28 protein-coding genes and 1 pseudogene are annotated in these 15299 nt (G+C 65.4%); all 29 read left to right on the top strand.

The window, feature by feature from the left end; all coding sequences use genetic code 11:
• The first annotated feature begins 96 nt into the window (after positions 1-96).
• The 29 genes and pseudogenes from rpsJ to rpsK all read left to right on the top strand — a co-directional run bounded on the left by rpsJ (position 97) and on the right by rpsK (position 15288).
• The gene (gene rpsJ, locus ACFQVD_RS25685) at positions 97-405 is read left to right on the top strand and encodes a 30S ribosomal protein S10 (protein ID WP_030912931.1); all 309 of its coding nucleotides are present in this window, start codon (positions 97-99) and stop codon (positions 403-405) included.
• Positions 406-419: 14 nt separating this feature from the next.
• The gene (rplC, locus tag ACFQVD_RS25680; RefSeq protein WP_343968340.1) at positions 420-1073 is read left to right on the top strand and encodes a 50S ribosomal protein L3; all 654 of its coding nucleotides are present in this window, start codon (positions 420-422) and stop codon (positions 1071-1073) included.
• Positions 1070-1717 (top strand): 50S ribosomal protein L4, encoded by a 648-nt coding sequence (rplD, locus tag ACFQVD_RS25675; protein ID WP_343968338.1) that lies wholly within the window; start codon positions 1070-1072, stop codon positions 1715-1717. Before rplC ends, rplD begins: the two co-directional genes overlap by 4 nt.
• A complete protein-coding gene (rplW, locus tag ACFQVD_RS25670; RefSeq protein ID WP_030912923.1) occupies positions 1717-2019 on the top strand; it encodes a 50S ribosomal protein L23 in 303 nt (100 codons plus the stop codon). Before rplD ends, rplW begins: the two co-directional genes overlap by 1 nt.
• A 90-nt stretch (positions 2020-2109) precedes the next feature.
• A pseudogene (rplB, locus tag ACFQVD_RS25665) lies at positions 2110-2945 on the top strand (50S ribosomal protein L2).
• 11 nt (positions 2946-2956) lie between these two features.
• Entirely contained in the window at positions 2957-3235 is a 279-nt protein-coding gene (rpsS, locus tag ACFQVD_RS25660) for a 30S ribosomal protein S19 (protein ID WP_012887835.1), read from the top strand.
• 85 nt (positions 3236-3320) lie between these two features.
• Positions 3321-3674 (top strand): 50S ribosomal protein L22, encoded by a 354-nt coding sequence (gene rplV / locus ACFQVD_RS25655; RefSeq protein WP_030912916.1) that lies wholly within the window; start codon positions 3321-3323, stop codon positions 3672-3674.
• The gene (gene rpsC, locus ACFQVD_RS25650; RefSeq protein WP_326635525.1) at positions 3674-4531 is read left to right on the top strand and encodes a 30S ribosomal protein S3; all 858 of its coding nucleotides are present in this window, start codon (positions 3674-3676) and stop codon (positions 4529-4531) included. Before rplV ends, rpsC begins: the two co-directional genes overlap by 1 nt.
• Positions 4532-4533: 2 nt before the next feature.
• Positions 4534-4953: a 50S ribosomal protein L16 gene (rplP, locus tag ACFQVD_RS25645; RefSeq protein ID WP_030912912.1), complete on the top strand. Its 420-nt coding sequence runs from the start codon at positions 4534-4536 to the stop codon at positions 4951-4953.
• A complete protein-coding gene (gene rpmC, locus ACFQVD_RS25640) occupies positions 4953-5189 on the top strand; it encodes a 50S ribosomal protein L29 (protein WP_030912909.1) in 237 nt (78 codons plus the stop codon). Before rplP ends, rpmC begins: the two co-directional genes overlap by 1 nt.
• On the top strand, positions 5182-5463 hold the full coding sequence (rpsQ, locus tag ACFQVD_RS25635; protein ID WP_030912907.1) for a 30S ribosomal protein S17: 282 nt from the start codon (positions 5182-5184) through the stop codon (positions 5461-5463). The genes rpmC and rpsQ overlap by 8 nt, the downstream gene beginning before the upstream one ends.
• Before the next feature lie 181 nt (positions 5464-5644).
• Positions 5645-6013: a 50S ribosomal protein L14 gene (gene rplN, locus ACFQVD_RS25630; RefSeq protein WP_012887841.1), complete on the top strand. Its 369-nt coding sequence runs from the start codon at positions 5645-5647 to the stop codon at positions 6011-6013.
• Between the two features lie 8 nt (positions 6014-6021).
• Positions 6022-6318, top strand: a complete 297-nt coding sequence (rplX, locus tag ACFQVD_RS25625) for a 50S ribosomal protein L24 (RefSeq protein ID WP_063766231.1) — start codon at positions 6022-6024, stop codon at positions 6316-6318.
• The gene (gene rplE / locus ACFQVD_RS25620) at positions 6318-6887 is read left to right on the top strand and encodes a 50S ribosomal protein L5 (protein ID WP_030912902.1); all 570 of its coding nucleotides are present in this window, start codon (positions 6318-6320) and stop codon (positions 6885-6887) included. Before rplX ends, rplE begins: the two co-directional genes overlap by 1 nt.
• 2 nt (positions 6888-6889) lie before the next feature.
• Positions 6890-7075, top strand: coding sequence for a type Z 30S ribosomal protein S14 (locus tag ACFQVD_RS25615; RefSeq protein WP_012887844.1), 186 nt, complete (start codon positions 6890-6892; stop codon positions 7073-7075).
• Positions 7076-7221: 146 nt separating this feature from the next.
• Entirely contained in the window at positions 7222-7620 is a 399-nt protein-coding gene (rpsH, locus tag ACFQVD_RS25610) for a 30S ribosomal protein S8 (RefSeq protein ID WP_343968325.1), read from the top strand.
• A 17-nt stretch (positions 7621-7637) separates the two neighbouring features.
• Positions 7638-8180, top strand: coding sequence for a 50S ribosomal protein L6 (gene rplF, locus ACFQVD_RS25605; protein ID WP_343968323.1), 543 nt, complete (start codon positions 7638-7640; stop codon positions 8178-8180).
• A 2-nt stretch (positions 8181-8182) separates the two neighbouring features.
• Positions 8183-8566: a 50S ribosomal protein L18 gene (rplR, locus tag ACFQVD_RS25600; protein ID WP_030912897.1), complete on the top strand. Its 384-nt coding sequence runs from the start codon at positions 8183-8185 to the stop codon at positions 8564-8566.
• 61 nt (positions 8567-8627) lie between these two features.
• Positions 8628-9260 (top strand): 30S ribosomal protein S5, encoded by a 633-nt coding sequence (gene rpsE / locus ACFQVD_RS25595; protein ID WP_030912894.1) that lies wholly within the window; start codon positions 8628-8630, stop codon positions 9258-9260.
• Positions 9261-9263: 3 nt separating this feature from the next.
• Complete coding sequence (rpmD, locus tag ACFQVD_RS25590) at positions 9264-9446, top strand: 50S ribosomal protein L30 (protein ID WP_030912892.1); 183 nt, start codon at positions 9264-9266, stop codon at positions 9444-9446.
• 2 nt (positions 9447-9448) lie between these two features.
• Complete coding sequence (gene rplO, locus ACFQVD_RS25585; protein WP_343968319.1) at positions 9449-9904, top strand: 50S ribosomal protein L15; 456 nt, start codon at positions 9449-9451, stop codon at positions 9902-9904.
• A gap of 179 nt (positions 9905-10083) precedes the next feature.
• Entirely contained in the window at positions 10084-11403 is a 1320-nt protein-coding gene (gene secY / locus ACFQVD_RS25580; protein WP_343968316.1) for a preprotein translocase subunit SecY, read from the top strand.
• Positions 11403-12053 carry an adenylate kinase gene (locus ACFQVD_RS25575; protein ID WP_343968314.1) on the top strand — a complete coding sequence of 217 codons (651 nt, stop codon included), beginning with the start codon at positions 11403-11405 and terminating at the stop codon, positions 12051-12053. Before secY ends, ACFQVD_RS25575 begins: the two co-directional genes overlap by 1 nt.
• Before the next feature lie 123 nt (positions 12054-12176).
• The gene (gene map / locus ACFQVD_RS25570; protein ID WP_343968312.1) at positions 12177-12995 is read left to right on the top strand and encodes a type I methionyl aminopeptidase; all 819 of its coding nucleotides are present in this window, start codon (positions 12177-12179) and stop codon (positions 12993-12995) included.
• A 50-nt stretch (positions 12996-13045) separates the two neighbouring features.
• A complete protein-coding gene (locus tag ACFQVD_RS25565) occupies positions 13046-13483 on the top strand; it encodes a DUF1707 SHOCT-like domain-containing protein (RefSeq protein ID WP_343968310.1) in 438 nt (145 codons plus the stop codon).
• Positions 13484-13888: 405 nt separating this feature from the next.
• Positions 13889-14110 (top strand): translation initiation factor IF-1, encoded by a 222-nt coding sequence (gene infA, locus ACFQVD_RS25560; RefSeq protein WP_012887858.1) that lies wholly within the window; start codon positions 13889-13891, stop codon positions 14108-14110.
• A gap of 23 nt (positions 14111-14133) precedes the next feature.
• Positions 14134-14247, top strand: a complete 114-nt coding sequence (gene rpmJ / locus ACFQVD_RS25555; protein WP_003956441.1) for a 50S ribosomal protein L36 — start codon at positions 14134-14136, stop codon at positions 14245-14247.
• Positions 14248-14457: 210 nt separating this feature from the next.
• Positions 14458-14838 carry a 30S ribosomal protein S13 gene (gene rpsM, locus ACFQVD_RS25550; RefSeq protein ID WP_012887859.1) on the top strand — a complete coding sequence of 127 codons (381 nt, stop codon included), beginning with the start codon at positions 14458-14460 and terminating at the stop codon, positions 14836-14838.
• 45 nt (positions 14839-14883) lie between these two features.
• Positions 14884-15288 (top strand): 30S ribosomal protein S11, encoded by a 405-nt coding sequence (gene rpsK / locus ACFQVD_RS25545; RefSeq protein ID WP_012887860.1) that lies wholly within the window; start codon positions 14884-14886, stop codon positions 15286-15288.
• Positions 15289-15299 lie beyond the last annotated feature (11 nt).

Below are 15299 nucleotides of genomic sequence, written 5' to 3'. Positions count from 1 at the left end.
CATGGAGGGGACGTCCGAGACGGACCCGGCCATGACACAGCGGCAACAGGCCGCACGTAACTTTTTCAGACGACAGTGAAGGACACCGAGGCCATTATGGCGGGACAGAAGATCCGCATTCGGCTCAAGGCCTATGACCACGAGGTCATCGACGTCTCGGCCAAGAAGATCGTCGAGACGGTGACAAGGACTGGCGCCAAGGTCGCGGGCCCGGTGCCGCTGCCGACCGAGAAGAACGTGTACTGCGTCATCCGCTCGCCGCACAAGTACAAGGACAGTCGCGAGCACTTTGAGATGCGCACGCACAAGCGGCTGATTGACATCATCGACCCGACGCCGAAGACGGTCGACTCGCTCATGCGACTCGACCTTCCCGCCGGCGTTGACATCTCGATCAAGCTCTGAGGGAACGCACTGACATGGCTAAGCAGATCAAGGGCGTCCTGGGCAAGAAGCTCGGCATGACCCAGGTCTTCGACGCGGACAACCGGATGGTCCCGGTGACCGTCGTCGAGGCCGGTCCGTGCGTCGTGACCCGCGTCCGCACCGCTGAGAAGGACGGCTACACCGCCATCCAGCTGGGCTTCGGACAGGTCGACCCGCGGAAGGTCAACAAGCCGCTCGGCGACTACCTGCGCAAGCACGACATCACCCCGCGCCGTTACTTCGCGGAGATCCGCACTGACGACGTGAGCGAGTACACCCTGGGCCAGGAGCTCTCGGCCGACACCTTCGAGGCCGGCCAGTACGTCGACGTGACGGGCAAGAGCAAGGGCAAGGGCTACGCGGGTGTCATGAAGCGGCACGGCTTCAAGGGCCTGGGCGCTTCGCACGGTACGCAGCGCAAGCACCGCTCGCCGGGTTCCATCGGTGGTTGCGCCACCCCGGGCCGCGTCTTCAAGGGCGTGCGCATGGCCGGCCGGATGGGCAACGCCCGCACGACCATCCAGAGCCTCAAGGTCCACGCCGTGGACGCCGAGAAGGGCCTCATCCTGATCAAGGGTGCGATCCCCGGCGCCAACGGCAGCCTGGTCCTGGTCCGCACCGCCGCCAAGAAGGGGGCTGCCAAGTGAGCACCATTGACGTCCTCGACGTGAGCGGCGACAAGGCCGGGACCGTCGACCTGCCGGAGGACATCTTCGGCACGAAGGTCAACATCCCGCTGATCCACCAGGTCGTCGTGGCCCAGCTCGCCGCTCGCCGGCAGGGCACCCACAAGGCCAAGACCCGTGGTGAGGTCAGTGGCGGCGGCAAGAAGCCGTACCGCCAGAAGGGCACCGGCCGCGCCCGCCAGGGTTCGACCCGCGCTCCGCAGTTCACCGGCGGTGGCACCGTCCACGGTCCGGTTCCGCGGGACTACTCGCAGAAGACTCCCAAGAAGATGAAGGCCGCCGCCCTGCGCGGGGCCCTGTCCGACAGGGCGACCGGGGGCCGCGTTCACGTGGTCAGCGGTCTGGTCGCGGGGGAGACCCCGAAGACCAAGGCGGCTCTCGAGTCGCTTCGCAGGATCACCAAGGCCCGTAGCGTCCTGGTCGTCGTGGACGAGGGTGACGAGCTCAGCTGGCTGAGCCTGCGTAACGCTCCCGAGGTCCACCTGCTGGACGCCGGGCAGCTCAACACCTACGACGTGCTCTGCTACGACGACGTCGTTTTCACTCAGGCGGCGTACGACCAGGTCGTCGCGCGTCTGAGCAAGAGCGGGAAGGAAGACGCCTGATGGAGAAGATCGCCGACCCGCGCGACATCATCATCAAGCCGGTTGTCTCCGAGAAGAGCTACGGCCTGATCGACGAGCACAACAAGTACACGTTCCTGGTGCGGAAGACGGCCAACAAGACGCAGGTCAAGATCGCTGTTGAGAAGATCTTCGGCGTCAAGGTGGCCAGCGTCAACACCATCAACCGCCAGGGCAAGCGTAAGCGGACCAGGTTCGGTTACGGCCAGCGTCCGGCTACCAAGCGAGCGATCGTCAGCCTGGTCGAAGGCGACCGGATTGACATCTTCGGCCAGATCGGCTGACGCGCTCGCTCAGTAAGTACAGGGAGAAGCCCCTCACCGCCAGGTGAGGGGCGTTCGACCGGATTAACCGACGAAGGATGAACGAAAAAGATGGGCATCCGTAAACTCAAGCCGACGACCCCGGGTCGCCGCGGCGCCAGCGTCTCGGACTTTGCCGAGATCACGCGCAGCACGCCCGAGAAGTCGCTGCTTGCACCCCTGCACAGCAAGGGTGGCCGTAACGTCCACGGCCGTGTCACCACCCGTCACCAGGGTGGTGGCCACAAGCGCGCCTACCGGATCATCGATTTCCGGCGTCACGACAAGGACGGGATTCCGGCCAAGGTCGCTCACATCGAGTACGACCCGAACCGCACCTCCCGTATCGCGCTGCTGCACTACGCCGACGGGGAGAAGCGCTACATCCTCTGCCCGACCGGCCTCAAGCAGGGCGACAAGATCGAGACGGCCCCACGGCCGACATCAAGCCGGGCAACTGCCTCCCGCTGCGCAACATCCCGACCGGTACCTTCATCCACGCGGTGGAGCTCCGTCCGGGCGGTGGCGCCAAGCTGGGCCGGTCCGCCGGCGCGCAGATTCAGCTCCTCGCCAAGGAGGGCCAGTACGCCACGCTGCGTATGCCCTCCGGTGAGATGCGCCAGGTCGACGTTCGCTGCCGGGCCTCCATCGGCCAGGTCGGCAACGCCGAGCAGGCCAACATCAACTGGGGTAAGGCCGGACGTATGCGGTGGAAGGGCAAGCGCCCCACCGTCCGCGGTGTCGCGATGAACCCGGTCGACCACCCGCACGGTGGTGGTGAGGGTAAGACCTCCGGCGGTCGTCACCCCGTCAACCCCAAGGGCAAGCCCGAGGGTCGTACTCGTGCGGCGAACAAGGCCAGCGACCGGCTGATCATCCGCCGTCGTACCAAGCGGAAGAAGCGGTAGGAGCAGCCAAAATGCCACGTAGCCTCAAGAAGGGTCCCTTCGTGGACGACCACCTTCAGAAGAAGGTGGATGTCCAGAACGAGAAGGGCACCAAAAACGTCATCAAGACGTGGTCGCGGCGCTCCATGATCGTGCCCGACATGCTCGGTCACACGATCGCCGTTCACGACGGCCGCAAGCACGTCCCGGTGTTCGTCACCGAGTCGATGATCGGTCACAAGCTGGGCGAGTTCGCGCCGACGCGGACCTTCCGCAGCCACGTCAAGGAAGACCGCCGCAGCCGGCGATAAGCGCCTTAGGGAGAGGAAGTCGAGCCGGGAACAAACGGCACGACGGACTCGCCCGATACGAAGCAGAAGGTAAGAGGAGTAAGCGATGGAAGCCAGGGCTCAGGCGCGGTTCGCGCGCCACACGCCCATGAAGGCCCGCCGCGTGGTGGACCTCATTCGCGGGCTGCCCGCTTCGGAGGCGCAGGCCGTGCTGCAGTTCGCTCCCCAGTCGGCGAGCGAGACCGTGTACAAGGTGCTGTCGAGCGCCATTGCCAACGCGGAGCACAACTTCAAGCTCGACCGTGACACGCTCTTCGTGAGCCGTGCCTGGGTCGACGAGGGCCCGACGCTGAAGCGGTTTCGTCCCCGTGCTCAGGGTCGTGCCTATCGGATCAACAAGCGGACCAGCCACATCACCGTGATCGTGGAGTCCCGCGAGCCGAAGGGGAGGACCCGCTAGTGGGTCAGAAGGTTAACCCGCACGGGTTCCGCCTCGGCATCACGACCGACTTCAAGAGCCGGTGGTATGCCGACAAGCTCTACAAGTCGTACGTTGCCGAGGATGTGGCGATCCGCCGCATGCTCAAGAAGGGCATGGAGCGGGCCGGCATCTCCAAGGTGGAGATCGAGCGGACCACCGACCGGGTTCAGGTCGACATTCACACCGCCCGTCCGGGCATCGTCATCGGCCGCCGCGGCGCCGAGGCGGACCGGATCCGCGGTGACCTCGAGAAGCTGACCAAGAAGCAGGTCCAGCTGAACATCCTTGAGGTCAAGAACCCTGAGATCGACGCTCAGCTCGTCGCCCAGGGGGTGGCCGAGCAGCTGTCCAGCCGTGTCTCGTTCCGCCGCGCCATGCGCAAGGCGATGCAGTCGGCGATGAAGAGCGGCGCCAAGGGCATCCGGGTGCAGTGCTCCGGTCGTCTCGGCGGCGCGGAGATGTCCCGTTCGGAGTTCTACCGCGAGGGCCGCGTGCCCCTGCACACCCTCCGCGCGGACATCGACTACGGCCTGTACGAGGCCCGTACCACCTTCGGCCGCATCGGCGTGAAGGTGTGGATCTACAAGGGTGAGGCTCCGACCAGCCGCGCCGAGCGCGAGGCGGCCGCCGCCGGTGCTCGTGCGGGCCAGCGTCGTGACCGCGACGACCGTCGCGGCCCCGGTGCCGGTGGCGGCGACCGTCCCCGTCGTGGCGCCGGTGGCGCCCGTCGTGGTGCCGGCGCCGGCCGTGGCGACCGCGCCCCCAGGACCGAGGCGGCCTCCCAGGCCGCCCCCGAGACCGGCCCGGCTGCGCAGCCGGGTGCTGAAGGGAGCTGACCATGCTGATCCCGCGCAGGGTCAAGCACCGTAAGCAGCACCGGCCCGACCGTCACGGCGCCGCCAAGGGCGGCACCAGGGTCGTGTTCGGCGAGTTCGGCATTCAGGCGATTGAGCACTCCTACGTGACCAACCGCCAGATCGAGTCGGCTCGTATCGCGATGACCCGTCACATCAAGCGTGGTGGAAAGGTCTGGATCAACATCTATCCGGACCGTCCTCTCACCAAGAAGCCCGCCGAGACCCGCATGGGTTCCGGTAAGGGCTCGCCGGAGTGGTGGATCGCCAACGTCAAGCCCGGTCGCATCATGTTCGAGCTGTCGGGCGTCGCCGAGCCGGTGGCTCGCGAAGCCCTGCGTCGTGCGATGCACAAGCTGCCGATGAAGTGCCGGTTCGTCAAGCGTGAAGTGGGTGAGGCGTGATGGCTAAGGGCCTGACCGCCGGTGAGCTGCGGGTGGAAGACCAGGACACTCTGGTCACGAAGCTGAAGGAAGCCAAGGAGGAGCTGTTCAACCTCCGCTTCCAGGCTGCGACCGGCCAGTTGGAGAGCCACGGGCGGCTGCGTGCCGTTCGCCGCGAGATCGCCCGTATCTACACGGTGATGCGCGAGCGGGAGCTCGGAATCGTCACGGTAGAGAAGGAGTCGATTGATGGCTGAGGCCACGGAAACCACGACCGAGACGCGGAACTACCGCAAGACCCGTGAGGGTCTGGTCGTCAGCGACAAGATGGACAAGACTGTCGTGGTCGCTGTCGAGGACCGCGTCAAGCACCCCCTGTACGGCAAGGTCATCCGCAGGACGACCAAGTACAAGGCGCACGACGAGGCCAACAGCTGTGGTGTCGGCGACCGCGTTCTCCTGATGGAGACCCGGCCGCTCTCCGCCAGCAAGCGCTGGCGGGTCATCGAGATCCTCGAGAAGGCCAAGTAAGACAACGCGCCTCGTGGGGGGTGACACCGTCACCCCCCATGACGGCGTCCAAGGGGGCGAAGCGATCTTCGCCCCGCCTGCGTCGGCGGTCCGCCAAGGACTGTCGCCGGGGGACAAAGACCCAGCAGGTTCCGCAAGGCTCACCCACGGGTGAGAACCAGCGAGACAAACAGGAGTACAAGTGATCCAGCAGGAGTCGCGGCTCAAGGTCGCCGACAACACCGGTGCGAAGGAAGTCCTTTGCATCCGTGTGCTCGGTGGCTCGGGCCGGCGCTACGCGGGAATCGGCGACATCATCGTCGCCACTGTCAAGGACGCCATTCCCGGCGGCACCGTGAAGAAGGGCGATGTGGTCAAGGCCGTCATCGTCCGCACTGTCAAGGAGCGCCGCCGGCCCGACGGCTCCTACATCCGCTTCGACGAGAACGCCGCCGTCATCATCAAGGACAGCGGTGACCCCAGGGGCACCCGCATCTTCGGTCCCGTCGGACGTGAGCTGCGTGACAAGAAGTTCATGCGGATCATCTCGCTCGCGCCGGAGGTGTTGTAATGCCGAAGCTGCATGTGAAGAAGGGTGACCTCGTACTGGTCATCGCCGGCAAGGACAAGGGTGCCAAGGGCCGCGTGATCGCCGCCCACCCGCGCGACGAGCGCGTGGTGGTCGAGGGCGTCAACATGGTCAAGAAGCACTCCAAGGAGACCAACCAGGGTCCGCGTGGCGCCAAGACCGGCGGCGTGCAGACCATGGAGGCTCCCATCCACGTGAGCAACGTCAAGAAGCTCAAGGATGACGACAAGCCCGCCAAGAAGGAGTCGGCCAAGGCTGCTTCCGAGGAGACGGGTGAGGACAACTGATGACCGCGAACACTGAAGAGCGGACCCTCCCGCGCCTCAAGCAGCGCTACCGCGAAGAGATCATCGCGAAGCTGAACGAGCAGTTCGGGTTCGAGAACATCATGCTGGTGCCCACCATCACCAAGATCAAGGTGAACATGGGCGTCGGCGAGGCCGCGCGTGACTCGAAGCTCATCGAAGGCGCCGTCCGCGACCTCACCGTGATCACCGGCCAGAAGCCGGCGGTCGTCCGCGCCCGCAAGTCCATCGCCCAGTTCAAGCTGCGCGAGGGCATGCCGATCGGCGCGCACGTCACGCTCCGTGGCGACCGGATGTGGGAGTTCCTCGACCGGCTGCTCTCGCTGGCGCTGCCCCGTATCCGTGACTTCCGCGGCCTGTCGCCCAAGCAGTTCGACGGCAACGGGAACTACACCTTCGGTCTCACCGAGCAGGTCATGTTCCACGAGATCGACCAGGACAAGGTCGACCGTCAGCGTGGTATGGACATCACGGTCGTGACCACCGCTAAGACCGACGACCAGGGCCGGGCGCTGCTGAAGCACCTCGGCTTCCCCTTCAAGGAGGCCTGATCATGGCGAAGACGTCGCTCAAGGTCAAGGCTGCTCGCAAGGCCAAGTTCGAGGTCCGGGCGTACACTCGGTGCTCGCGCTGTGGTCGTCCCCGCGCCGTCTACCGGAAGTTCGGCCTGTGCCGCATCTGCTTCCGTGAGATGGCGCACCGGGGCGAGCTGCCCGGCATCACCAAGTCGAGCTGGTAGCCGTCCGCGCGGTCCCGTGACCATCACGGGACCGCGCGGGGCACCGGCCACACATAGAAGTTCGTATTCACCGGGCGCTGACTACAAGCGCCCATGACCGCACCGAAGGTCCCTTGTGGAAACCGCGGTGAGGAAGGCCACCGGCCATGACGATGACCGACCCGATCGCAGACATGCTGACGCGTCTGCGAAACGCGAACTCGGCTTACCACGACAGCGTGGCGATGCCGTACTCGAAGATCAAGGCGCACATCGCCGAGATCCTCCAGCAGGAGGGTTACATCCAGTCCTGGAGCGTCGAAGACGCCAAGGTCGGAAAGAACCTCGTGGTGGAGCTGAAGTTCGGGCCGAGCCGTGAGCGGTCGCTCGCGGGCCTGCGACGGGTTTCCAAGCCCGGCCTGCGGGTCTATGCAAAGAAGGACAACCTGCCCCGAGTCCTGGGCGGACTGGGCGTCGCGATCATCTCGACGTCCGGCGGTCTCATGACGGACAAGCAGGCCGGCAAGCGTGGAGTGGGCGGGGAAGTCCTCGCCTTCGTTTGGTAGAGGGGAGAACGAACAGCATGTCAAGAATCGGACGGCTGCCCATCCCCGTACCGAACGGAGTGGACGTCGCCATCGACGGCCGGGACGTCACGGTCAAGGGCCCCAAGGGCACGCTTTCGCTTACGGTCGCGGAACCCATCGCGATCGCCAAGGGTGAGGACGGAAACCTCTCCGTCACCCGCCCCAACGACGAGAACAAGGTCCGTGCGCTGCACGGCCTGTCCCGCACCCTGGTCGCCAACATGGTGACCGGTGTGACCCAGGGCTACTCGAAGTCCCTGGAGATCGTGGGCGTCGGTTACCGCGTGCAGGCCAAGAGCCCGACTCAGCTTGAGTTCGCTCTCGGCTTCAGCCACCCGGTGATCGTCAACGCCCCCGAGGGTGTCACCTTCCGCGTCGAGAAGCCGACGCTGTTCCACGTGGACGGCATCGACAAGCAGAAGGTCGGCGAGATCGCCGCGAACATCCGCAAGCTGCGCAAGCCCGACCCGTACAAGGGCAAGGGTGTGCGCTACCAGGGTGAAGTTATCCGCCGCAAGGTCGGAAAGGCTGGTAAGTAGGCATGGCTGGCAAGACTGCGTTCGGCAAGCACACGGCCGCCCGCGCCGTCTCGCGGGCCCGCCGCCACGGCCGAGTCCGCAAGAAGGTTGTCGGTACGGCCACGCGTCCGCGTCTGGTCGTCAACCGCTCCACGAGGCACCTCTTCGTGCAGATCGTCGACGACGCCCAGGGCCACACGCTGGTGAGCGCCTCCACCATGGACGCCTCCCTGCGCTCGGCCGAGGGCGCCAAGACCGACAAGGCCAAGCAGGTCGGCGAGCTTCTCGCTCAGCGGGCCAAGGCAGCCGGGATCACCGCGGTCGTGTTCGACCGGGGTGGCAACCGCTACGCGGGCCGCATCGCGGCTCTCGCGGACAGCGCCCGCGAAGGTGGACTGGAGTTCTGATGACTCCTTTCACCAGTGCGCAACCGATGGCCCGTCTTACGAATGAGAAGAGGAACCACTAATGGCTGGAGCTCCGCGTCGCGGTGGCGCCGCCGGTGGCGAGCGGCGTGACGGTCGTCGTGACGACCGCCGCGGTGGCAACGCTGACAAGGGCGTCTCGTACATCGAGCGCGTTGTGAAGATCAACCGAGTGGCCAAGGTCGTGAAGGGTGGTCGTCGCTTCAGCTTCACCGCCCTCGTCATCGTCGGTGACGGCAACGGCATGGTCGGTGTCGGCTACGGCAAGGCCAAGGAAGTGCCCGCGGCGATCGCCAAGGGTGTCGAAGAGGCCAAGAAGCACTTCTTCAAGGTGCCCCGTATCCAGGGCACCATCCCGCACATCGTGCAGGGCGAAGAGGCCGCCGGCGTCGTCTTCCTGCGTCCGGCGTCGCCCGGTACCGGCGTCATCGCCGGTGGCCCGGTGCGCGCCGTGCTGGAGTGCGCGGGCATCCACGACGTGCTGTCCAAGTCGCTCGGCTCGGACAACCCGATCAACATCGTGCACGCCACCGTGGCCGCTCTGAAGGGCCTCAGCCGCCCCGAGGAGATCGCGGCCCGCCGTGGCCTGCCGATCGAGGACGTCGCCCCCAAGGCGATGCTCAAGGCTCGCGCCGAGGGTCTCGCGGAGGCCGCGGCGGCGAAGGCGGTGAGCTAGCCCATGGCACGCCTGAAGATTACCCAGGTCCGCTCGAAGATCGGTGGCAAGCAGAAGCAGCGTGACTCGCTGCGCTCGCTCGGTCTTAAGCGAATCGGCGACGTCGTCGTCAAGGAGGACCGCCCGGAGATCCGCGGCATGGTCTCCGTGGTGACGCACCTCGTCACCGTGGAAGAGGTCGACTAGACATGGCAGAGAACACTCCGCTCCGCATCCACCACCTGCGTCCGGCCCCCGGCGCCAACAAGTCGAAGGTCCGCAAGGGCCGCGGCGAGGCGTCCAAGGGCAAGACCGCGGGTCGCGGTACCAAGGGTACGAGGGCCAGGAACACTGTCCCGCTCGGCTTCGAGGGTGGTCAGGTTCCGCTGCAGCGGCGCCTGCCCAAGTTCAAGGGCTTCTCCAACGCCCTGTTCAAGACGACCTACCAGGTCGTCAACCTTGACAGGCTCGGCGAGCTGTTCCCCGACGGTGGCGACGTCACCGTGGAGACGCTGGTCGCCAAGGGCGCGGTTCGCAAGAACCAGCTCGTCAAGGTTCTGGGAACCGGTGACATCTCCGTGGCGTTGAACGTGGAGGCGCACGCCTTCTCCGCCAGTGCCAAGGAGAAGATCGCTGCCGCCGGAGGCTCCGTCTCCGAGCTGTAGGTGTCATCATCACGCGGCGCGGGGGCTCGTAATGGGCCCCCGCGCCCGTAGTGCGTTAGAGTTCGCTGGACAGTGGGCCTCGACTCATTTCCTTGGGCTCATTGACTGGATATGGCAAAGATGGAACACCCCCGCACCATCGCTGACCGACCTCGCCTTTCAGGCGCGCAGGAGGGACCGTGCTGACCGCATTTACCCGAGCGTTCCGTACGCCGGACCTGCGTAAGAAGCTGCTCTTCACTTTGGGCATCATTGCGCTGTTCCGACTTGGGTCGGTCCTGCCGACTCCGGGTGTGCATACCGAGAACATCAGCCGTTGTCTCACCCAGGCGCAGGCGGGGGACGCGGGCAACATCTACGGAATGGTGCAGCTGTTCAGCGGCGGCGCCCTCCTGAAACTTTCAGTGTTCGCCCTCGGCATCATGCCGTACATCACCGCGAGCATCATTCTTCAGCTGCTCGTCGTGGTCATTCCGCGCCTGGAGGCCCTCAAGAAGGAGGGGCAGGCCGGGCAGACCAAGATCACGCAGTACACGCGGTACCTGACGGTCGGGCTTGCCGTCCTGCAGTCGACCGCCTTCGTGGCCCTGGCCCGCGGCGGCCAGCTGTTCCCGCAGTGCCGTGAAGAGATCCTCCTCGACAAGGACAACGTCTTCGCCATCGTCACGATGGTGCTGACCATGACCGCCGGCACCGCCGTCGTCATGTGGCTGGGCGAGCTCGTCACCGACCGGGGCATCGGCAACGGCATGTCCATCCTGATCTTCACTCAGGTCATCGCCGTCTTCCCGTCCGAGCTGCTGAACATCGCCAGGCAGAAGGGCGGCTTCGTCTTCGCCGTGGTCATCGTCGTCGGTATCGCGATGATCGCCCTGGTCGTGATGGTCGAGCAGGCCCAGCGCCGGATCCCGGTGCAGTACGCCAAGCGCATGGTCGGCCGCCGGATGTACGGCGGGACGTCGACCTACATCCCGCTGAAGGTCAACCAGGCCGGCATCATCCCGGTCATCTTCGCCTCCTCGCTGCTCTACCTTCCGCAGCTGATCACGACGCTCTTCACGAACAGCCAGGAAGAGCCGAACAAGATCATCCAGTGGATCTCGCAGGAGTTCGGCGGCGGAGGGACCACCCCGACGTACATGATCACTTTCTTCCTGCTTATTGTGTTCTTCACGTACTTCTACGTGTCGATTACCTTCAACCCCGTTGAAGTCGCTGACAACATGAAGAAGTACGGTGGTTTCATCCCGGGCATCCGCCCGGGGCGCCCGACGGCTGAGTACTTGAACTATGTGCTCACGCGACTCACCGCTCCTGGCGCGCTGTATCTGGGCCTGATCTCCATGGTGCCGATCGTCGCGCTGGCGCTCGTCGGTGCGAGTCAGAACTTCCCGTTCGGAGGGACGAGCATTCTGATCATGGTTGGTGTCGGCCTTGACACCGTGAAGCAGATCGAAAGCCAGCTGCAGCAGCGCAACTATGAAGGCTTCCTGAAATAGTGCGCCTCGTCCTGGTCGGGCCCCCCGGAGCGGGTAAGGGGACACAGGCCCAGTTCATTGCGTCGCACCTGTCGATCCCGAAGATTTCGACAGGTGACATCTTCCGTGCCAACGTCTCGGGTGGCACGGAGCTCGGCAAGCTTGCCAAGGAATACATGGACCGCGGTGACCTCGTGCCTGACGAGGTCACCATCGCGATGGTCCGTGACCGCCTCGCTGAGAAGGACGCGCAGGACGGTTTCCTGCTCGACGGCTTCCCCAGGAACGTGCCCCAGGCCGAGATCCTGAAGAAGATCCTCGCCGAGTTCGGATCCGGTCTGGACATCGTTCTGGAGCTCGTGGTCGACGACGAGGAGGTCGTCCGCAGGCTCGCCGGGCGCCGTACCTGTAGCCAGTGCGGCCGGATCTGGCATGTCGACTTCGACGACAAGAAGGACGACATCTGCGACGCCTGTGACGGTCGGCTGTACCAGCGCGACGACGACAAGGAGGAGACCGTCAGGCACCGCCTGGAGGTCTACCAGGAGCAGACCGCCCCCCTGGTCTCCTTCTACGCGGACGAGGGCATCCTTGTCGGAGTCGATGCCACCGGTCCGGTGGAAGAGATCACTCAGCGCGCTATGGAGGCCCTGAGCCCCTTCGTCGGCTAGCGAAGCGATGTTCACCTCGCACGCCACCCATGGCTCCCCATGGGTGGCGTGCTGTCATTTAGGGCAGAATCTGGGGAATTGGGCTCCCGGACCGCCCGTTGAACCACCCCAGGGGGTGCGCACGTGTTCAAGAAGAACAAGCACGGAATCCAGATGAAGACGCCCGAACAGCTGGAGAAGATGCGGGCGGCGGGCCTGGTGGTCGGTCGTACCCTGCAGTTGCTGCGGGAGAGCGTCCAGCCGGGCATGACGCCCCTGGACCTCGACGCGATCGCGGAGAAGGCCATCAGGGGCGAGGGGGCGATCCCCTCCTTCAAGGGCTACCAGGGCTTCCCGGCGACCATCTGCGCGTCGGTCAACCACGAGGTGGTCCACGGCATCCCGAGTGACCGCAGGGCGCTGCGGGAGGGCGACGTCATCTCGATCGACTGCGGCGCCATCCTGGACGGCTGGCACGGCGACTCGGCCATCACGGTCGGTGTCGGTGAGGTGGACCCCAAGCTGACCGAGCTGATGAGGGTCACCGAGGAGGCCATGTGGCGGGGCATCGCCGCGCTCACCGTGGGTCGCCACCTGTCCGACATCGGCCACGAGGTGGAGAAGTACGTGCGCTCCCAGGGGCGCTACGGCATCCCGCAGGAGTACGGCGGGCACGGCATCGGCACCGAGATGCACATGGATCCGTGGGTGGCCAACCACGGCAAACCGGGTCGTGGTCTGCGTTTCGAGCCGGGTATGTGCTTCGCCGTCGAGCCCATGGTCAACCTGGGGACGGACCGGACCAAGGTGCTGGCCGACGACTGGACCGTGGTCACGATCGACGGTAAGGCCTCGGCACACTTCGAGCACAGCGTCGCCGTGACACATAATGGACCTTGGGTACTGACCGCCCTTGACGGGGGTAAAGAGCGGCTTGCCAACCTGTTGGGAGACGCGGGCTAGATCGGGCTCGCCGGCGAGCGGATGTGGTTGATATGGCGTCTGGTCCGGATATGCGAGCTTCCGATGGGGACCGCGACAAGGTCGCCTCGGTCCTGCGGGAGCACTACGCGCAGGGCCGTCTGACCACCGAGGAGTTCGATGAACGCCTCGAACAGCTCTACAGCAGCAAGACGTACGGCGAGCTCGCCGTCCTCACCTCCGACCTTCCCGACGTCGACCTGCGCCGGCTTCCAGAGACCCCCTCCCGGGCCCCTGAGCGCGTCAAGGGGGACAAGCAGGACAAGGCGCAGAACAAGGGTCTGGCGGCCGCCTGGGCCGCCTGGGCGACGGCCAGCGGCGTCAACTGGATGATCTGGCTCATCATCGGAGTGACCGGCGGCTTCGACTTCCCCTATCCGTGGCCGCTCTGGGTCATGGGTCCGTGGGGTGTGGTGTTGCTGGTGACGACCGTCCTCGCCGGACTGGGCGGGGACAAGAAGTCCACCTGAGCGGCGGGTCGTCCGGGGCCGCCCGGCCGCGAGCCGCCGCAGGACGTCGGGCGGACTCCCCGGACGGCCTCGATAGGGGCGGTCGCCCGAGGGGATCCGGTCTAACCGGGCCGGAGGAATGCTGGTCTGACCAGGCTGGACATGCCACAATGAGGCCACGGGCATTCGCGTGTCGAGCCGTGCCGTCCATCCCTGAAGGGATCTGCGGTATCCTTTGTAGCGGTTGTGTCAAGGTGCCGGCCGTGTGTTTCGCATTTCCTCGCCCGGTGCCGTACACTCCTTCTTCGGTTCACTATGACCAATGCGCGTCGGCGGTTTCGCAACCGCCGCTCTCATCGAAGCGCTGGGTCGCGGCTGCTTAGTGTTCCGAAGCCTCAGACGACCGATCAGTGAAACGCGAGGGACATGGCCAAGAAAGACGGCGCCATCGAGATCGAGGGCACTGTGGTTGAGTCGCTCCCGAACGCGATGTTCAGGGTGCAACTCGATAACGGCCATAAGGTCCTGGCCCACATCAGCGGGCGGATGCGGATGCACTACATCCGGATCCTTCCTGACGACAGGGTTGTCGTCGAACTGAGCCCCTACGACCTCAGTCGTGGGCGGATCGTCTACCGATACAAGTAAGCGTCTGAGGGACGAATAGGACTATGAAGGTCAAGCCGAGCGTCAAGAAGATCTGTGACAAGTGCAAGGTGATTCGCCGGCACGGTCGCGTCATGGTGATCTGCGACAACCTGCGCCACAAGCAGCGTCAGGGCTAGTCGTTCCAACAGGCCTCACGAGAGTCCGCTCCTAAGAGGCGGGCTCGACCCATGTGGGGCTTCCAAGGTAATCGCGTTTCACACCTGCGCAGGCGGCTCGCGCCGTACCCCGCAGGAGACCCCCGGTCGGAGGCCGGGGCCCTCACCCCGGGCATGGGGAGGGGAAGTGAGGCGTAGGACCTCCGCCACAACGAAGGAGAATGCCCGACCATGGCTCGCCTGGTTGGCGTCGACCTCCCCCGCGACAAGCGGCTGGAGATCGCTCTCACCTACATTTTCGGGATCGGCCGCACGCGCGCGCTCGAAACCCTCAAGGCCACCGGTGTGAACGGCGACCTCCGCGTTCACCAGCTCACGGACGAGGAACTCGTCCCGCTGCGCGACTACATCGAGGCGAACTACAAGATCGAGGGTGACCTCCGTCGCGAAGTTCAGGCCGACATCCGTCGCAAGATCGAGATTCAGTGCTACCAGGGCATCCGGCACCGCCGTGGCCTTCCCGTGCACGGTCAGCGCACGCAGACCAACGCACGCACCCGTAAGGGCAAGAAGAAGACCGTGGCCGGCAAGAAGAAGCCCGGTAAGAAGTAGTCCGCGTAGCCGCAGGACCGAAGACCTCAGGAGTGAAGGCAAAGAATGCCTCCTAAGAGCCGCCAGGGTGCACCGAAGAAGGTGCGCCGCAAGGAAAAGAAGAACGTCGCTCACGGGCACGCCCACATCAAGAGCACGTTCAACAACACGATCGTTTCGATCACCGACCCGAGTGGGAACGTGATCTCCTGGGCCAGCGCCGGCCACGTCGGGTTCAAGGGCTCTCGCAAGTCCACCCCGTTCGCCGCGCAGATGGCCGCGGAGAACGCCGCCCGCCGCGCCATGGAGCACGGCATGCGCAAGGTCGACGTCTTCGTCAAGGGCCCCGGCTCCGGTCGTGAGACCGCGATCCGCTCGCTGCAGGCGACGGGTCTTGAGGTCGGGTCCATCCAGGACGTCACCCCCGTGCCGCACAACGGCTGCCGTCCGCCCAAGCGCCGTCGCGTCTGAGCCCAGGAGAA

The sequence above is a fragment of the Streptosporangium amethystogenes subsp. fukuiense genome, from assembly GCF_042665875.1.
Taxonomy (GTDB): domain Bacteria; phylum Actinomycetota; class Actinomycetes; order Streptosporangiales; family Streptosporangiaceae; genus Streptosporangium; species Streptosporangium fukuiense.
Note: the sequence above shows the minus strand (reverse complement) of the source record. Positions and strands in the feature narration are given on the sequence as shown.